The organism is Pseudomonas sp. B6001, from assembly GCF_013386015.1.
Lineage (GTDB): Bacteria > Pseudomonadota > Gammaproteobacteria > Pseudomonadales > Pseudomonadaceae > Aquipseudomonas.
Genome location: NZ_JACAOX010000020.1, coordinates 199,382 through 216,138 on the forward strand (window position 1 = coordinate 199,382; position 16,757 = coordinate 216,138).

The 16,757-nt window shown below is 61.3% G+C and carries 14 protein-coding genes; 2 read left to right on the plus strand and 12 right to left on the minus strand.

Going from position 1 to position 16,757, the window contains the following annotated elements:
• Nucleotides 1–104: 104 nt before the first annotated feature.
• A complete protein-coding gene (serB, locus tag HX821_RS22880; protein WP_177036431.1) occupies nt 105–1,319 on the minus strand; it encodes a phosphoserine phosphatase SerB in 1,215 nt (404 codons plus the stop codon).
• A 134-nt stretch (nt 1,320–1,453) separates the two neighbouring features.
• Here serB and HX821_RS22885 point away from each other — a divergent pair, with 134 nt between their 5' ends.
• Nucleotides 1,454–2,986 (plus strand): AhpA/YtjB family protein, encoded by a 1,533-nt coding sequence (locus tag HX821_RS22885; protein ID WP_008439111.1) that lies wholly within the window; start codon nt 1,454–1,456, stop codon nt 2,984–2,986.
• A 187-nt stretch (nt 2,987–3,173) separates the two neighbouring features.
• Here HX821_RS22885 and HX821_RS22890 read toward each other — a convergent pair whose 3' ends face one another.
• From HX821_RS22890 to HX821_RS22930, 9 genes are all read right to left on the minus strand, one after another.
• Complete coding sequence (locus HX821_RS22890; RefSeq protein ID WP_003217538.1) at nt 3,174–3,881, minus strand: membrane integrity-associated transporter subunit PqiC; 708 nt, start codon at nt 3,879–3,881, stop codon at nt 3,174–3,176.
• Nucleotides 3,882–4,058: 177 nt separating this feature from the next.
• Complete coding sequence (parC, locus tag HX821_RS22895) at nt 4,059–6,323, minus strand: DNA topoisomerase IV subunit A (RefSeq protein ID WP_003217539.1); 2,265 nt, start codon at nt 6,321–6,323, stop codon at nt 4,059–4,061.
• Nucleotides 6,324–6,333: 10 nt separating this feature from the next.
• The gene (locus HX821_RS22900; protein ID WP_008439113.1) at nt 6,334–6,855 is read right to left on the minus strand and encodes a TIGR02281 family clan AA aspartic protease; all 522 of its coding nucleotides are present in this window, start codon (nt 6,853–6,855) and stop codon (nt 6,334–6,336) included.
• Nucleotides 6,852–7,856: an esterase-like activity of phytase family protein gene (locus tag HX821_RS22905; protein ID WP_177036432.1), complete on the minus strand. Its 1,005-nt coding sequence runs from the start codon at nt 7,854–7,856 to the stop codon at nt 6,852–6,854. The genes HX821_RS22900 and HX821_RS22905 overlap by 4 nt, the downstream gene beginning before the upstream one ends.
• The gene (parE, locus tag HX821_RS22910) at nt 7,856–9,760 is read right to left on the minus strand and encodes a DNA topoisomerase IV subunit B (RefSeq protein WP_003209518.1); all 1,905 of its coding nucleotides are present in this window, start codon (nt 9,758–9,760) and stop codon (nt 7,856–7,858) included. Before parE ends, HX821_RS22905 begins: the two co-directional genes overlap by 1 nt.
• A gap of 44 nt (nt 9,761–9,804) precedes the next feature.
• Nucleotides 9,805–10,413 (minus strand): YqiA/YcfP family alpha/beta fold hydrolase, encoded by a 609-nt coding sequence (locus HX821_RS22915; protein ID WP_003209516.1) that lies wholly within the window; start codon nt 10,411–10,413, stop codon nt 9,805–9,807.
• A 49-nt stretch (nt 10,414–10,462) separates the two neighbouring features.
• On the minus strand, nt 10,463–11,278 hold the full coding sequence (cpdA, locus tag HX821_RS22920; protein WP_177036504.1) for a 3',5'-cyclic-AMP phosphodiesterase: 816 nt from the start codon (nt 11,276–11,278) through the stop codon (nt 10,463–10,465).
• A gap of 99 nt (nt 11,279–11,377) precedes the next feature.
• Nucleotides 11,378–11,827, minus strand: a complete 450-nt coding sequence (locus HX821_RS22925) for a DUF1249 domain-containing protein (RefSeq protein WP_003209507.1) — start codon at nt 11,825–11,827, stop codon at nt 11,378–11,380.
• Nucleotides 11,818–12,435, minus strand: a complete 618-nt coding sequence (locus HX821_RS22930) for an NUDIX domain-containing protein (RefSeq protein WP_003209505.1) — start codon at nt 12,433–12,435, stop codon at nt 11,818–11,820. Before HX821_RS22930 ends, HX821_RS22925 begins: the two co-directional genes overlap by 10 nt.
• Nucleotides 12,436–12,646: 211 nt before the next feature.
• On the opposite strand from HX821_RS22930, the gene HX821_RS22935 reads away from it, so the two are divergent.
• The gene (locus HX821_RS22935) at nt 12,647–13,393 is read left to right on the plus strand and encodes an RsiV family protein (RefSeq protein ID WP_087692488.1); all 747 of its coding nucleotides are present in this window, start codon (nt 12,647–12,649) and stop codon (nt 13,391–13,393) included.
• Here the strand turns inward: HX821_RS22935 and cytX are convergent.
• Both cytX and thiC read right to left on the minus strand, forming a co-directional pair.
• A complete protein-coding gene (cytX, locus tag HX821_RS22940) occupies nt 13,362–14,651 on the minus strand; it encodes a putative hydroxymethylpyrimidine transporter CytX (protein ID WP_177008312.1) in 1,290 nt (429 codons plus the stop codon). The two genes, HX821_RS22935 and cytX, sit on opposite strands and share 32 nt — an antisense overlap.
• A 189-nt stretch (nt 14,652–14,840) precedes the next feature.
• Nucleotides 14,841–16,745: a phosphomethylpyrimidine synthase ThiC gene (gene thiC, locus HX821_RS22945; RefSeq protein ID WP_177036433.1), complete on the minus strand. Its 1,905-nt coding sequence runs from the start codon at nt 16,743–16,745 to the stop codon at nt 14,841–14,843.
• Nucleotides 16,746–16,757 lie beyond the last annotated feature (12 nt).

The following is a 16,757-nucleotide window of genomic DNA, read 5'->3' on the forward strand; positions in this document are numbered from 1 at the left end:
ACGCTCCGCGTGGGAATGCATCCCGGGACGCTCCGCGTCCCAACCTCAAAATCGGACGCGGAGCGTCCAGGGCGGCGTTCCCACGCAGAGCGTGGGAACGATCTTCAGAGCTGACCGTCGCGGTCGCGAAAGCCCAACAGGTACAACACGCCATCCAGCCCTAAAGTCGAAATCGCCTGCTTGGCCGATTGCTTGACCATCGGCTTGGCCCGGAACGCCACACCCAACCCGGCAATCGCCAGCATCGGCAAGTCATTTGCCCCGTCGCCGACCGCAATGGTCTGCTCCAGACGCAACCCTTCCTTGTGTGCCAATTCCCGCAACAGGTCAGCCTTACGCTGTGCGTCGACAATCGGCTCCACGGCCACACCCGTCACCTTGCCGTCCACCACTTCCAGCTCGTTGGCGAACACATAGTCGATACCCAGCTTGGCCTGCAATTGCTTGGCGAAGTAGGTGAAACCGCCCGACAGGATCGCGGTCTTGTAGCCCAGGCGCTTGAGTTCGGCGAACAGGGTTTCGGCGCCTTCGGTCAGGCGCAGCGAGGCGCCGATGGAGTCCAGCACGCTGACGTCGAGGCCTTTGAGCAGCGCCAGGCGCTCCTTGAAGCTGGCTCGGAAATCCAGCTCACCAGCCATCGCACGCTCGGTAATTTCCGAAACCTGCTCGCCTACACCGGCAGCCTTGGCCAATTCGTCGATGACTTCGGCTTCGATCAGCGTCGAGTCCATGTCGAACACCGCCAGGCGGCGATTGCGGCGGAACAGCGAGTCTTCCTGGAAGGCGATATCGACATTCAGCTCCTGGGCAACGCTCAGGAATTCGGCACGCAGGGCCTGAGGATCTGCCGGCTCACCGCGTACGGAGAACTCGATGCAGCCCTTGCCCTTGTCTGCTGGCGTGTCCAACGGCATACGACCCGACAGACGGTCAATGTGGTCGATATTCAAACCGTATTGAGCCGTGATCGAACTGACACGCTGCAATTGCTCGGCCGTCACCTTGCGAGTCAACAGCGTCACGATGTGGCGTTTTTTGCCCTGGCCGGCTACCCAGCTCTGGTAATCCTCTTCGGACACCGGGGTGAAACGCACCTGCTGATCGAGCTTATACGCCGTAAACAGTATGTCCTTGAGCACGGACGAGGCCTGCTCGGTGCTGGGAATTTCCACCAGGATGCCGAACGACAGCGTGTCGTGAATCACCGCCTGGCCGATGTCGAGAATGTTCACACCACCCTGGGCCAGAACACCGGTAATGGCTGCAGTGAGACCCGGACGGTCCTCACCTGTGATGTTAATCAGGACAATTTCGCGCAAAGCGCACCCCCGAGCTGGAAAAAAACCGCATTCTACCCACTTTCAGTGACCATCGGGCACAGCCAGCGCTTTGCCGGTCTTGGGCCTGTCGCTATACTGCGCGTCAACTTCACGGACTAAAGAGCCGAGCTTAAGTGAACCGGCCCACGCCAGTAAAAACCGATAACTTCTTCCTGCTGATCTTCCGGGCACTGCGCCACCGCCGTGTACCGATCGCATTACGCATCGCCAGCCATAACGTGATCCTGGTCGCCCTGGCCCTGGTCATCTACGCCTGCGTGATGGGTTTGCAGTTCAAGCAGGCCATGCACGAGCAAGCCGACGCTTTGGGCGAGAGCCTGACCACCCAGACCGCCACCTCGGCGACTGAGTTGTTGGTGTCCAACGACATCCTCAGCCTCAACGTGCTGCTCAACAACCTGACCAAGAACCCGCTAGTGGCCCACGCCGCTATCTATAGCGTGGACAACCGGATCATGGCCGAAGCCGGGCAACGCCCGAAAAACGGCCTGCTGGGTGAAGCCGAAGGCCTGTACCAGAGCAATATCACGTTTCAGGACGTGAAGGCCGGCCAACTGCGCATCAGCCTGGACATGCAACAGTTCCAGCAGCCGATGACCATCAGCCTGCAAAGCATGGGTATCTTGAGTGCGATCCTGCTGGCACTGTCCCTGGCCTTGAGCCTGCGCCTGGGCCGGCATATCTCCACGCCACTGATGCAACTGCGCATCTGGCTGCGGGATATCGATGAACACACCCCGGCCACCGACCGCCAGGACGAAATCGGCGACCTCGCCCGCCAACTGCACACCAGCTTCGCGCCGGAGCCCGTAGTGCCCGAGGTTGAACCCGAGCCCGAGTTCGACGACACCGACTACGAAGACGACGAGCCCGAGTTTGAAGTGCGCAACCTGCGGGACCCGAGCTTCGACGAGTCTGCGCCGGTAGCGGCCCAAAAGCCGGCGACCCGTCATGTGATCAAGGCAGAAGAAGACGAACTGGACGAAGAAGACCCGTTCGCCGATCTTCGCGATACTTCAGTGCCAACCGCTCCTGCTGTGCAGCCTGCTCCGGTGCGCAGCACCCAGCCCCAGCACAGCGCCGTATTGGCCGTGCAACTGGGCGCACAGGATCAACTGCGTCGCTTGCCGCGGGCACGCCTGACCGAGCTGCTGGAACGTTATCGTGACTGCCTCGACCAGGCGGCCTCGCTGTATCAGAGCGAACTGCACACCCTGAACGACGGCAGCACCTTGATGCTGTTCCACAGCGAAGACAGCGGCGAAGACTACCTGACCAACGCCATCTGCTGCGGTGAACTGCTGCGGGCCCTGGGCCATGCGCTGCAAATCGAAGTGGCCGACAGCGGCATCACCCTGCAACTGCAATTGGGCCTGACGGTGGGCGACGATCTGTATGGCATGAGCCAGATCGATCTGCTCCTGACCGAGATTGCCCAGGATGCGCTGGCCTTGTCGCAACACAGCCGCAACCTGCTGCTGGTGGAACGCAAGATCAGTGACGACGTGCTGATTCGCCAGCGTGCGCGGATCCGCCCGATTGCCAGCCCTGAAGGTGCGTGCTGTGTGGAGCGGTTGATGGAGCCTTACCCGTCGATGCTTGAGCGCCAGCTGGCGCGGATGCATGAGACGCGGGCGAAGAACTAAAGAACAACGCAAATCAATGTGTGAGCGGGCTTGCTCGCGAAAGCGGCCTGTCAGTCAGCCTATGTATCGACTGATCCGCCGCCTTCGCGAGCAAGCCCGCTCCCACATTAGATCTGCGTACCGCTCAAATCCCGCACAAACAAAAGGCCCGCTCATCAGCGGGCCTTTTTGTTGGTCTGTATTCAGGTCAGAACCTGAACACTTCCATATCGGTGCGAATCGGCACGGCCATCGGCATCTTCGGCTTCTCCGGTGCCGCAGCCTTGGGCTGCGCCGGGGCTTGTTTGCGTGGCGCTTCTGCCACCGCTGGCTGATTGGCCAATGGTTTGAGGGCCACCGACAGCTGGTCAGCCAAACGTTGCAGCAACACACCCTGGGCCTGGACCTGGGACGCGGTGCTGCCGCTGTGCTCTTCCTGCAAGTGCACGATGCGGTTATCCCGCACCTGGCCACGACGGTCAATCAGGCGCCATTGCGCGTCGAGGATAGCGGGCTGCGAAACGCCCGAGTCCAGTCGCGTAATGGTCAGCAGCACCTGTACGTCCGGGGCAAAACCCAACGGCGCCGGCGCCAATACCACACGCTGGCTGTCCAGGTGGCCAGCCACCTGGCGCAACATCAACTGATTGATGTCGGACGAAAGGCTACCGGCCCAGCGGCCATCGGTGGAACCTTGCAGGCTGCCGTCGTTCTGACGTTGCAGCAGGGTTTCACGTTGCAGATAGTCGGCCACTACAACAGGGCCAAGCAATACAGCCATGCCGGCACTTTGTGCAGGCTGAGCCGGACTTCCACTGTCCAGCTGATACAGCGACACCGGTTGGTGTGTGCTGCAACCCGCCAGGCCCAAAAGGCCAGCGAGCAACAAAAATAAAGGAAGGCGCGGAGCAGTCATCATCCCATCCAGGTGGCTGCCACAAGGCGAACCACAATGTAATACTCAAAAATAACCTGTACGCGCTCAGCCACGCCGGCGCTGGAAAGGCCATATCATCCGTGAATATGCGCCATGACTCCAGCGCGAAAGCGTCGATCTACGGGTTAAATCGTAGATCGGGCGCTCTATATCGCCTTAAACGGGCGTTTCCACCAGTAAAGCGTCCACTCGCTGGAAGCCGCGCGGCAGTTTATTGCCACGACGACCCCGCTCACCCTTGTAGTGCTCGAGGTCGTCAGGGCGCAGTGACAACGTGCGCTTGCCGGCCTGCAACACCAGGGTCGAGCCTTCCGGGATCACGGCGATGTCGGTCACGTACTCTTCGCGACTGGCCACCCGCTCCCCGGGAATACCAATGATCTTGTTGCCCTTGCCTTTGCCCAACTGCGGCAAATCGCTGATCTTGAACACCAGCAGGCGCCCTTCGGTCGTCACCGACGCCAGCCAGTTGCCTTCACGGTCTTCCACCGGACGCGGCAGGATCACCTTGGCGTTGTTCGGCAGGCTCAACAACGCCTTGCCCGCCTTGTTCTTGGCCTGCAGGTCTTCACCTTTGACCACGAACCCATAGCCCGCATCGGAAGCGATGACGTACAACGAGTCATCGTCCGGCAGCAGCACGCACTCAAAATTCGCACCCGGCGGCGGTGTCAGGCGTCCGGTCAATGGCTCGCCCTGCCCCCGCGCCGATGGCAAGGTGTGCGCCGGCACCGAGTAACTGCGACCGGTGGAGTCGATAAACACCGCAAACTGGTTGGAACGCCCCGCCGCCGCGGTTTTGAAACCGTCGCCAGCCTTGTAAGACAGGCCGGTGGCGTCAATATCATGCCCTTTGGCTGAGCGAACCCAACCCTTTTCCGACAGAACGACGGTAATTTTCTCGTTGGGCAGCAGCTCGGTTTCGGTCAGGGCCTTGGCTTCGGCGCGCTCGACAATCGGCGAGCGGCGGTCGTCGCCATAGGTTTCGGCGTCCTTGATCAGCTCGGTGCGCACCAGCTTCTTCAGCTTGGCCTCGCTGCCCAGCAGGGCCTGGAGCTTGGCTTGTTCCTTGAGCAGCGCGTCCTGTTCGTCCCGCAGCTTCATCTCTTCCAGTCGCGCCAACTGACGCAGACGGGTGTCGAGGATGTAGTCGGCCTGGATTTCGCTGAGTTCGAAGCGCGCGATCAGCTCGGCCTTCGGGTGCTCGGCGGTACGGATGATATGGATCACTTCATCCAGGTTGAGATAAGCGATCAGCAAGCCGTCCAACAGGTGCAGGCGGCGTTCGACCTTGTCCAGGCGGAATTGCAGGCGGCGACGCACGGTCTGCACCCGGAATTCCAGCCATTCCACCAGCAAAGCCCGCAGGTTCTTCAACTGCGGCTTGCCATCCAGGCCAATGATGTTGATGTTGACCCGATAGCTGGACTCCAGCTCGGTGCTGGCGAACAGATGCTGCATCAGCACTTCATGGTCGACCCGGCTGTTGGTCGGGATGATCACGATGCGGCACGGGTTTTCGTGGTCGGACTCGTCACGCAGGTCGGCGACTTGCGGCAGCTTCGACGGCTTGGCCTGCATCAGCGCGGCAATCTGCTCCAGCACCTTGGCGCCGGACACTTGGTGCGGCAGCGCCGTGACGATGATGTCGCCGTCTTCGATGTGGTACACGGCGCGCATGCGCACCGAGCCTTTACCGGTCTGGTAGATTTTCAGCAGGTCGGCGCGAGGCGTGATGATTTCTGCTTCGGTCGGGTAATCCGGGCCCTGGATATGCTCGCAGAGCTGTTCGACCGTAGCCTTCGGCTCATCCAGCAGGCGCACGCAGGCGCTGGCCACTTCCCGCAGGTTGTGGGGCGGTACGTCAGTGGCCATGCCCACGGCGATACCCGTGGTGCCATTGAGCAGGATATTCGGCAAACGTGCCGGCAACACCAGCGGCTCGTCGAGGGTGCCGTCAAAGTTCGGGCCCCAGTTGGCCGTGCCCTGGCCCAGTTCGCTGAGCAGCACTTCCGAATACCGCGACAGACGCGCTTCGGTGTAACGCATGGCGGCGAAGGACTTCGGATCATCCGGCGCACCCCAGTTACCTTGGCCGTCCACCAACGTGTAGCGGTAGCTGAACGGCTGGGCCATCAGCACCATGGCTTCGTAGCACGCCGAGTCGCCGTGAGGGTGGAATTTACCGAGCACGTCACCGACGGTACGCGCCGACTTCTTGTGCTTGGAGTCAGCGTCCAGGCCCAACTCACTCATCGCATAGATAATGCGCCGCTGTACGGGCTTCAGGCCGTCGCCGATATGCGGCAAGGCACGGTCCATGATCACGTACATGGAGTAGTTGAGGTAGGCATTTTCGGTGAAGTCAGCCAGCGACCGGCGTTCAACGCCATCTAAGCTGTCTGCAAGGATGTCACTCATGCGGGCCTCATCATTGTTTGGTCTGGCGCAGCAGCAAAGTGCCGCTGCGCTGGGTAAATTCAAGTTGTTTCAATGCACTCATGCCCAGCAATACCTGTTCATCGCCCAAACCCGGTACCACGATGGCGCGCACGTCCCGAAGGACGATATCGCCCAGTTGCAGACGGCCCAACTCGGTCCGAAAGCCCTGGGTTCGCCCGTTGGCCGTACTCACGCCAACCGGCATGCCGCGTTCAAGCCCGAGACGGTCGGCCAATTCAGCCGGAACCGCCACGTCGGTGGCCCCGGTGTCGAGCATGAACTGCACCGGCTTGCCGTTGATCTGGCCAGTGGCGACAAAATGCCCTTGGCCGTTGCCCAGCAGTTTTACTTCGATATAACCCTCGTGCTGCTCCGAGGTCACCACGGCATTGGGGTTTTCCTGTCGCGCTTCCCACTGCCCAAAAAATCGTGTCGCCAAAAACAGGCCGGCGCCCCACGCGACGAACATCAACACACGCCCGGCGCGCTTGCCGGGTGGTTGCGCACTCATGGCTTGGCGCTCCAGCCACCCGCAGGGGCGGCGAAACGATAGACCACCGGCCGCTTTTCGCCATCGGCGCGGGCACCGAAGTTGTTGTCGATGCCGATCCAGGCACCGTCAGCGTCCACCACCAAGGCTTCGGCCAATCCATAGGCCTGGGCATAACGCCGATTCGGCGTCAGCGCTTCATCGGCAAACGACCAGCACAACTCCACCTGGGCCGTGACCGCATCCCGGCGACACACCTGAAACGCATTGCGCTCCAGGGTAAACAGCTTGCCATTGAACAGCGCCAGGTCGGCAAAGTCCTTGGACACCGCCTTGGCGCCCGGAAACTGCGCCGGCTGCATCTCCTGGCCGGCCTCGCTCAGCAATACACAAGGGCCGTCACAATCCCAGAGGGTTTGCGGGCGCTTGATGGAGATCAACCCGCGCCGCTCACGCTCTGCTGCGAGCCAGATTTGATTGCCTTCCGGGTTCACCACGATGCCTTCAAACAGCGCGTTGAAGTGCAGCAACATGCCACTGGCCCGAGCTTCGCGAACCATGCCCGGGGCGATCTTCAGCCACTCCGTTTCACCGTGTTCTGAGGAGAAAGGCACCCTGAGAACCGCCGCGTGGGCTTCGCTGACAATGTAACGGTTACCCGCCGCATCGCAGCTGATGCCTTCAAAATCCAGATCACCACCGCGAATCAACGAAGCCGCCCTGGTGCGTGAGCGCAGGCCAAAGGGCAAACCCGACGCCGGCACCGGCGGCACATCAATCTCGTATGTCTCTGCTTTCCAGACGTCACCGGCGGTATCGAGCCGGTAGATCTGGTCGTCATCGCGATCGGAGACTGTCCACAATTCGCTACCGCATAAGGCCAGGCCCGACAGGTTACCGCCGCGCATGCCTTCCACCGGGTGTTCCGACAACAGCTTCAGCTCAGCCGCAGGCGCTGCGACCACCGAGGTGGCCGCCAACCCGCTCAACAACAGTATCGCCAGGGCGAAACCGCTGCGCATCAGCCCAGAACCTCGGCCAGGTTGCCCTTGGACTCCAGCCAGTTCTTGCGATCCGGCGCGCGTTTCTTCGCCAGCAACATGTCCATCATTTCCGAGGTGGCGGCGAAATCTTCCAGGGTCAACTGCACCAGGCGCCGAGTGTTCGGGTCCATGGTGGTTTCCCGCAGCTGCGGCGGGTTCATCTCACCCAGGCCCTTGAATCGGGTGACCTGCGGCTTGCCGCGTTTCTTCTCGGCCACCAGGCGGTCGAGAATGCCATCGCGCTCGGCTTCGTCCAGGGCGTAGAAAATCTCTTTGCCCAGGTCGATGCGGTACAGCGGCGGCATGGCGACATAGACGTGACCGGCATCCACCAATGGGCGGAAGTGCTGGACGAACAATGCACAGAGCAAGGTCGCAATGTGCAAGCCGTCGGAGTCGGCGTCGGCGAGGATGCAGATCTTGCCGTAGCGCAGCTGACTCATGTCCGCCGCGCCCGGGTCGACACCGATGGCCACGGCAATGTTGTGCACTTCCTGGCTGGCCAGTACTTCGCTGCCATCGACTTCCCAGGTGTTTAGGATCTTGCCCCGCAGGGGCAGGATCGCCTGGAATTCCTTGTCCCGCGCTTGCTTGGCGGAACCGCCGGCAGAATCACCTTCCACCAGGAACAGCTCGGAGCGCATCGGGTCTTGCCCGGCGCAGTCCGCCAGCTTGCCAGGCAGTGCCGGCCCCTGGGTAATGCGCTTGCGTTCGACTTTCTTGCTGGCCTTCAGGCGACGGCCGGCGTTGTTGATCGCCAGTTCCGCCAGGGCCAGGCCCAATTCAGGGTGTTCGTTGAGCCACAGGCTGAAGGCATCCTTGACCACCCCGGAGACAAACGCCGCTGCCTCACGGGACGACAGGCGCTCCTTGGTCTGGCCGGAGAATTGCGGCTCCTGCATTTTCATCGACAGGACGAACGCGATCCGCTCCCAGACGTCTTCCGGCGCCAGCTTCACGCCGCGCGGCAGCAGGCTGCGGTATTCGCAGAATTCGCGCATGGCATCCAGCAAGCCCTGGCGCAAACCGTTGACGTGGGTACCGCCCTGGGCCGTCGGGATCAGGTTGACGTAGCTTTCCTGGACGCTGTCGCCACCTTCCGGCAGCCACAACAAGGCCCAGTCCACGGCTTCTTTATTACCCGCCAGGCTGCCGCAGAACGGCTCGTTCGGCAGGCGCTCGAATTCGCTGACAGAGTCTTCCAGGTAGGACCGCAGGCCGTCTTCGTAATGCCACTCGACCTTTTCGCCGGTGCCTTTGTCTTCAAAGCTGACCAGCAGGCCCGGGCACAGAACAGCCTTGGCCTTGAGCACATGCTTGAGGCGGCTGATGGAGAATTTGGGTGAATCGAAGTATTTCGGGTCCGGCGCGAAGTACACGCTGGTGCCGGTGTTGCGCTTGCCGACGGTGCCGATCACTTCCAGGTCGGTGGCCTTGTAGCCATCGGCGAAAGTCATCTGATACTCGTTGCCGTCGCGCTTGACCTTGACCCGTACGTGGTTCGACAGGGCGTTGACCACGGAAATACCCACACCGTGCAAGCCACCGGAGAACTGGTAGTTCTTGTTGGAGAACTTGCCGCCGGCGTGCAGCTTGGTGAGGATCAGCTCGACGCCCGACACACCCTCTTCCGGGTGAATGTCCACCGGCATGCCACGACCGTCGTCGGACACTTCCAGGGAATGGTCGGCGTGAAGGATGACTTGTACCGACTTGGCGTGCCCGGCCAAGGCTTCGTCGACGCTGTTGTCGATGACTTCCTGGGCAAGGTGGTTCGGCCGACTGGTGTCGGTGTACATGCCGGGGCGTTTGCGCACCGGGTCGAGGCCCGAGAGGACTTCGATGGCGTCGGCGTTATAAGAGCTAGCGCTGGGAGTGGCCATGGGGTCTCGTCGTGAGTCGTTCGATTAAAAAGTAACCTGCGGTTTCACAATGCGGTGAAATCGAAGGATTGGTACTGATCGGAGCCTATGCCGGCAAAACTCAACAGCGCCGGTAACTGTTGGGCAAAGCCCTGGTAACCGTGATCGCCACCGGCCTGGATGCGCAAGGCACAGGCCCGGTAATACTGCTGGGCGAGGCGATAATCCAGTGTTTCATCGCCGGTCTGCAACCACACCTGATAACGCTGGGCGTCCTGGGGCGCCGGCACTTCCAGCTCGGCCAGGGCCGCGACGTGGTCGTGGGTCAGCTCCCAGGTCTCATCGGTGTAGAGGTTCTTCTGGGTGCCCAGGTAACCGTCGAACATCCGATGAGGGCTGACTGCCGGGTTGACCAGCAAGGCGTTGAGGCCATGGCGTTCGGCAAGATGGGTTGCATAGTAGCCGCCGAGTGAGCTGCCTACCAGCAGTGGCCTTCCGAGGTCACGGATAGCCGCCTCCAACTGGGGGATCGCCTGGCGGGGGTGGTGATGCAGGGCCGGCACGCGCAGTTGGTCGGCCAGACCGAGGCTGTCCATCACGGTGATCAACTGGCTGGCCTTGTTGGAGGCTGGTGCGCTGTTGAAACCGTGGATATACAAGATCGATGCGGACATTCCGGGTCCTCTGTGGGTCTGCCAAAGAGGCGCAGTTTACAGGGAAATCTCAGTAGCCGTTGCTACCGTAATCCACCTGAAACGCGAAGCCCTGCACCCGCTCCACACCGGTTTCCAACCGCCCGTCGGCATGCAGGCGCAGCCAGCGATACCCGGGCGCCTGCTCACTCACGCTGAAATCCTCACTCCCGGGAGCGAACTGAATACAGGTAGAAGGCGAAGCCAACAAACGCACCCCATTGCGCTCCCGGTCAATTTCCTGATGCACATGCCCCCAAAGCACCGCCCGCACCTGCGGAAACCGATCCAGCACCGCAAACAACGCCTCAGGATTGCGCAAACCGATGGGCTCCATCCAAGCGCACCCAATCGACACCGGATGATGGTGAAAACACACCAGATGATGCCGAGTCGGCGCCTCACTCAACGATTGCGCCAACAGTTGCAGTTGCTGGTCCTGCAAATACCCCGGCACCGAGCCGGGCACCGCCGAGTCCAGCAGGGTAATCCGCCAGTTACCCACATCCACCACCGGTTCCAGCAACGCACTGTTGATCGCCGCTTGCAGCATCACCTGCGGCTCATCGTGATTCCCCGGGATCCAGCGCGCCGGCGCCTGAATCTGCCGCGTCATGTCACGAAACGCCTGATACGACTCCAGCGTACCGTCCTGGGACAAATCCCCGGTGGCCAGCACCAGATCAATCTGCGGCTGTTGCATCAGCACCGTGTCGATCACCCGTTGCAGGCTCTCGCGGGTATTCATGCCCAGCAGGCCGCCGTCCGCCTCGGCAAACAGGTGACTGTCGGACAACTGCACCAGCAACGCCGAAGCGTCAGGGTTCAAGGCGGATACGCTCGGCAAGGCGTTCTCCCAGGGCGTGATCACAGGAATGGACATTTGAGGCGATTATGCTGGGGCAGGACACAAAGAGGAAACCCGTGAAGCGGACGCAGTTCACATCTATCGAACGACTTCGAACTCGTGGCCCAGGGCCAGGCAGTGACTCAACCATTCACCGAGGAACACATTGAGCTGTGCTTTCTCATCGGGTTGGTGCATGAACACGTTGGGGTAAGGATAGATGCTGCGAAAGCGTCGTGCATGTTCGGCGCTGATCACTTCGGCCATGCGTGCGTCGTGGTACACCTGCACTTCCAGCTGCGGCACCGGCAGCCACGGCAGGCTGTGCTCCTGACGCACCCGCAAAGTGGTGGTGTACGGGCAGTTCACGATCACTTCCAGGGTCAGCACGCCGAGCATCTGGTCGCCGTGGGTCACGGCAATGCGCCGCGCCTCGGGGGTGTGGCGCATGTCCGGCAGCAGCCGCATCAGCCGTGCATAGTTGGCCTCGCAGGCTGCTTGCAGCCCGATCAGGTCAACCCGATATCGCTCCCGTGCCTTTACTGCCATAACCCCCTCACTTCCGCGCGATTAAGCGCAAGCCATTGCAGGGCAATAATGCTCGCTGCGTTGGAAATTTTACCGTCACGTACCGCCTGCAGGGCGTCTTCAAAGGCCCAGACAGTGACGCGGATATCTTCGGCTTCCTCTTCCAGTCCATGGACGCCACCGGCCCCGGCGCTTTCGCAACGGCCCAGGAACAAGTGGACAAATTCGGTGCTGCCACCCGGCGACGGAAAGTACTTGGTGATCGGCCAGAGTGCGGAGAATGTAAGGCCAGCTTCCTCCTCGGCTTCGCGGTGTGCAACCTCCTCCGGTTGCTCATCCTTGTCGATAAGGCCGGCGACCATTTCGATCAGCCACGGGTTGTCGGTACGCCCCATGGCGCCGACGCGAAACTGCTCGATCAGCACCACTTCATCGCGCTGCGGGTCGTAGGGCAGTACACACACGGCGTCATGACGCACAAAGACTTCGCGATTGAGTTCACGGCTCATGCCGCCATCAAACTTCTCGTGCCGCAGTTTCAGCCGATCCAGTTTGTAGAAGCCCTTGTAGGCATTGTCGCGCTGAACAATCTCGACCTTGCTCGGCGTCGATTTCGCTGTGTCCGTCATATCAACCCTCGTTTATTGCCTTGCGGTGTCGAGGCGGCCTCGACATCGCGCCATCCTAACGCGCTCGTGCCCCTTGATGCAGCCCCTTTCCGGTTGCCGGGATAGACGGCGGGCGTCAAACTCACTCTAATCAGCTTAGTGGCGAACTGACTGCCTTGTCGGGAGTCGAAGCTCCACATTTTCACCTTTTCTCGATTTATGAAGGACACACATGTCGCTTTTAAAAATCGCCTCCGTGGCCTGTATCGCCTTGACCCTGGGTGCTTGCCAGAGCCTGTTCCAACCGGCCTATCTGAAGCCGCTGGACACCACCGCCGACGCCTCCGAGCAGATCAAACCCGGCTGCAGCAGTCCGGATTGCCCGCTGGTAAATATCGATACCGTGCACTTCCCGTCCGAGCCGCAGTTGGACCAGATCATCGAACAGCGCCTGCTGCAGATGGCCCGCACTTCACCTGGCCAGGCCATGCCCGCCACCCTGAACGCCTACCGCGACAAGTTCTTGCGTGAGTCCCCGGACCGCAACAGCATGTACTTGCAGGCCAAGGTACGTGAGCAGCATGACGGACTGGTGATCATCGAAGTGTCCAGCTACCTGGACACCGGCACCGCCCACGGCGAGCCGGGCCGCGGCTTCATCAACTATTCACGCCTGCTGCACAAAGAGCTGAGCCTGACCGACATGCTGTTGCCGGGCCAGGAAGATGCATTCTGGAAGACCGCGAAAGTCGCCCACAACAACTGGCTGATCAACTCGCAGATGGACCGTGACCCGGAGTTCGTGAAGAACTGGCCGTTCCAGAAAACCCCGAATGTGGCGCTGACCAGCAATGGCGTGGTGCTCAAGTACAACGTGACCACCATCGCGCCGTACGCATTGGGGCTGATCGAAATGACCATCCCCTATGCGCGCCTCACCGGCGTGATCAAGCCTGAGCTGGTGCCCGCACGCCACTGAAGGCCCGGCCCAGGATGAAGTGCAACAGCCCTGCCAGCACCAGCGCCGGCAGGGTCGCGCCGACATCCGGGTACAGATTCGCCAACAGGTGATAGGTGCTGATCCCTCCAAGCCACGCCAGCAGTGCCGGCCAGCGCAGGTTGGCGGCAACACCATGGCCACGACGGCGCAGGATGAAGTGATCCACCAGCACCACGCCGAACAGCGGCGCGAACACCGAGCCGATCAGCAGCAGGAAGTTCTGGTACTGCGCCAACGGTGCAAAGCAGGCGATCAGCGTGCAGATAACGCCAATGGCCAATGCCAGGTGCTCGACTTTCAAGCGCAACAGAATCCCGCTGGACACCGCCGCCGAGTGAATATCGGCGAACGCGTTTTCTGATTCATCCAACAGGATCAGCAGCAGCGGAATCCCCAGGCCGGCTCCGGCCAATGCCAGCAGCAACGCATTCACTTCACCGCTCGGCGCAAACGCCAGGGTGTAGGCCACGCCAAGGCTCATCAGCCAGAAGTTACCGATGAAGAAACCCAGTGCCGTGCCGCCGAACACGTTTTTCGCGCGTTTGCCGAAACGTGAGTAGTCGGCAATCAGTGGCAGCCAGGACAGCGGCATGGCAATCGCGATATCGAAGCCAACGGCAAACGGCATCGAACCGTCACCAGCCTGGGCCCAGAGAGTGGCCAGGTCGGCCTTGGCAAACAGGTTCCAGGTCAGCCACAGGCAGGCGGCCAGCAGCAGCCAGATGCCCCACTTGCGCAGGATCTGCCGCACGAAGGTCAGCGGACCGCTGACGGCAAGCAAGGTCGCGAGGGCGCCGAATACCAGGGTCCAGAACAATGGGCTGGTCAGCAGGCTGCCTTCACTGAACGCGCGGGCGCCCAACAGGCTGGCGGCGTCGCGCATCACGATGATTTCGAATGAGCCCCAGCCGATCAGCTGCAGCAGGTTCAGCAGTGCCGGCAGGCTTGCACCCTTGGTGCCGAGGCTGAGTTTCAGGGCGGCCATGGATGACAGGCCGGTATCGCTGCCGATCACGCCGACGGCGGCCAGCAACAGCACGCCGACCAAAGTGCCGAGGAAAATTGCCAGTAAGGAACCGGAGAGGCCCAGGCCCGGCGCCAACAGTGCACCGGTTTGCAGGACCATCAGGCCGATGCCCAGGGAGAACCACAGGGAAAAGAGATCGCGGGCGCCGAAGACGCGTTTGTCCAAGGGGACTGCGATGTCTGGGGAATAGGTGCTGGGTTGAATGCTCAAGGGTGTTATCTCAGAGGGACACTATTATTTGAATCAGCAAAGTCCCCTGTGGCGAGGGAGCTTGCTCCCGCTGGGCGGCGAAGCCGCCCCAAAACCTGCAACCGATGAGTGTCAGTCAAGACACCGATCCAGATTCCGGGAGCGCTGCGCACTCCAGCGGGAGCAAGCTCCCTCGCCACAGGTTCTGATTCAGACCTTTTTGTACAGCTGGCTACCTTCCTGCTTGAACCGCTCCGCCTGCTCCGCCAGTCCCTTGGCCACGTCCACATCCACCGCTTCAATGCGCTGGTTGGCCGCGTACTCACGCACTTCCTGGGTGATCTTCATCGAGCAGAATTTCGGCCCGCACATCGAGCAGAAATGCGCGACCTTGGCCGAGTCCTTCGGCAAGGTTTCATCGTGGTAAGAACGCGCCGTGTCCGGGTCCAGGCCCAGGTTGAACTGGTCCTCCCAACGGAATTCAAAGCGCGCCTTGCTCAACGCGTTGTCACGAATCTGCGCCCCCGGATGCCCCTTGGCCAAGTCCGCCGCATGGGCCGCGATCTTGTAGGTGATGATCCCGGTCTTCACATCGTCCTTGTTCGGCAGGCCCAAATGCTCCTTCGGCGTGACGTAGCAGAGCATCGCGCAACCGAACCAGCCGATCATCGCCGCCCCGATGCCCGAGGTGATGTGGTCATAACCCGGGGCGATGTCGGTGGTCAGCGGACCGAGGGTGTAGAACGGCGCTTCGTCGCAGCACTCCAGCTGCTTGTCCATGTTCTCCTTGATCAACTGCATCGGCACGTGGCCCGGGCCTTCGATCATGGTTTGCACGTCGTGCTTCCAGGCAATCTTGGTCAACTCGCCGAGGGTTTCCAGCTCGCCGAATTGCGCGGCGTCGTTGGCGTCGGCAATCGAGCCCGGGCGCAGGCCGTCTCCCAGGGAGAAGCTGACGTCGTAGGCCTTCATGATTTCGCAGATTTCGTCGAAATGGGTGTAGGTGAAGTTCTCTTTGTGGTGCGCCAGGCACCACTTGGCCATGATCGAACCACCACGGGACACGATGCCGGTGACGCGCTTGGCGGTCAGCGGTACATAGCGCAGCAATACGCCGGCGTGGATGGTGAAGTAGTCGACGCCCTGCTCGGCCTGTTCGATCAGGGTGTCGCGAAACAGCTCCCAGGTCAGGTCTTCAGCGGCGCCGCCGACTTTTTCCAGGGCCTGGTAGATCGGCACGGTACCGATCGGCACCGGCGAGTTGCGGATGATCCACTCGCGGGTTTCATGGATGTGCTTGCCGGTGGACAGGTCCATCACCGTGTCCGAACCCCAGCGAATGCCCCAGGTCAGTTTCGCCACTTCTTCTTCGATGGACGAACCCAGGGCGCTGTTGCCGATGTTGCCGTTGATCTTCACCAGGAAGTTACGGCCGATGATCATCGGTTCCAGTTCGGTGTGGTTGATGTTGGCCGGGATGATCGCGCGGCCACGGGCGATTTCTTCGCGGACAAATTCCGGGGTGATGATTTTCGGCACGCTGGCGCCGAAGCTGTGGCCGGCGTGTTGCTGGTCCAGCAGGCCGGCGGCGCGGGCCTCTTCCAGCTTCATGTTTTCGCGGATGGCGACGTATTCCATCTCGGCGGTGATGATGCCTTTGCGGGCGTAGTGCATCTGGGTGACGTTGGCCCCGGCCTTGGCACGGCGCGGGTTTTTCACGTGGGCAAAACGCAGCGCGGTCAGCTCGGCATCGCTCAGGCGCTGTTGGCCGAAGTGCGAGCTCAAGCCCGACAGGCGCTCAGTGTCGCCGCGGGATTCGATCCACGGCGAGCGCACATCGCCCAGGCCTTTGCGCACGTCGATGATCACGTTCGGGTCGGTGTAGGGGCCTGAGGTGTCGTAGACCACTACGGGCGCATTGATTTCGCCGCCGAAGTCGGTGGGGGTCACGTCGAGACTGACTTCGCGCATCGGCACGCGGATATCCGGACGGGTGCCCTGAACGTAGATTTTTTTCGAGCGGGTAAACGGCTGCACGGAACCGGAGTCGACCTTGGCCGATTCACTCAAGTGCACGGTGTTTTTTGATTTTTGGCTTTTTAATTCGATGCTCATCACGGGCTCTCC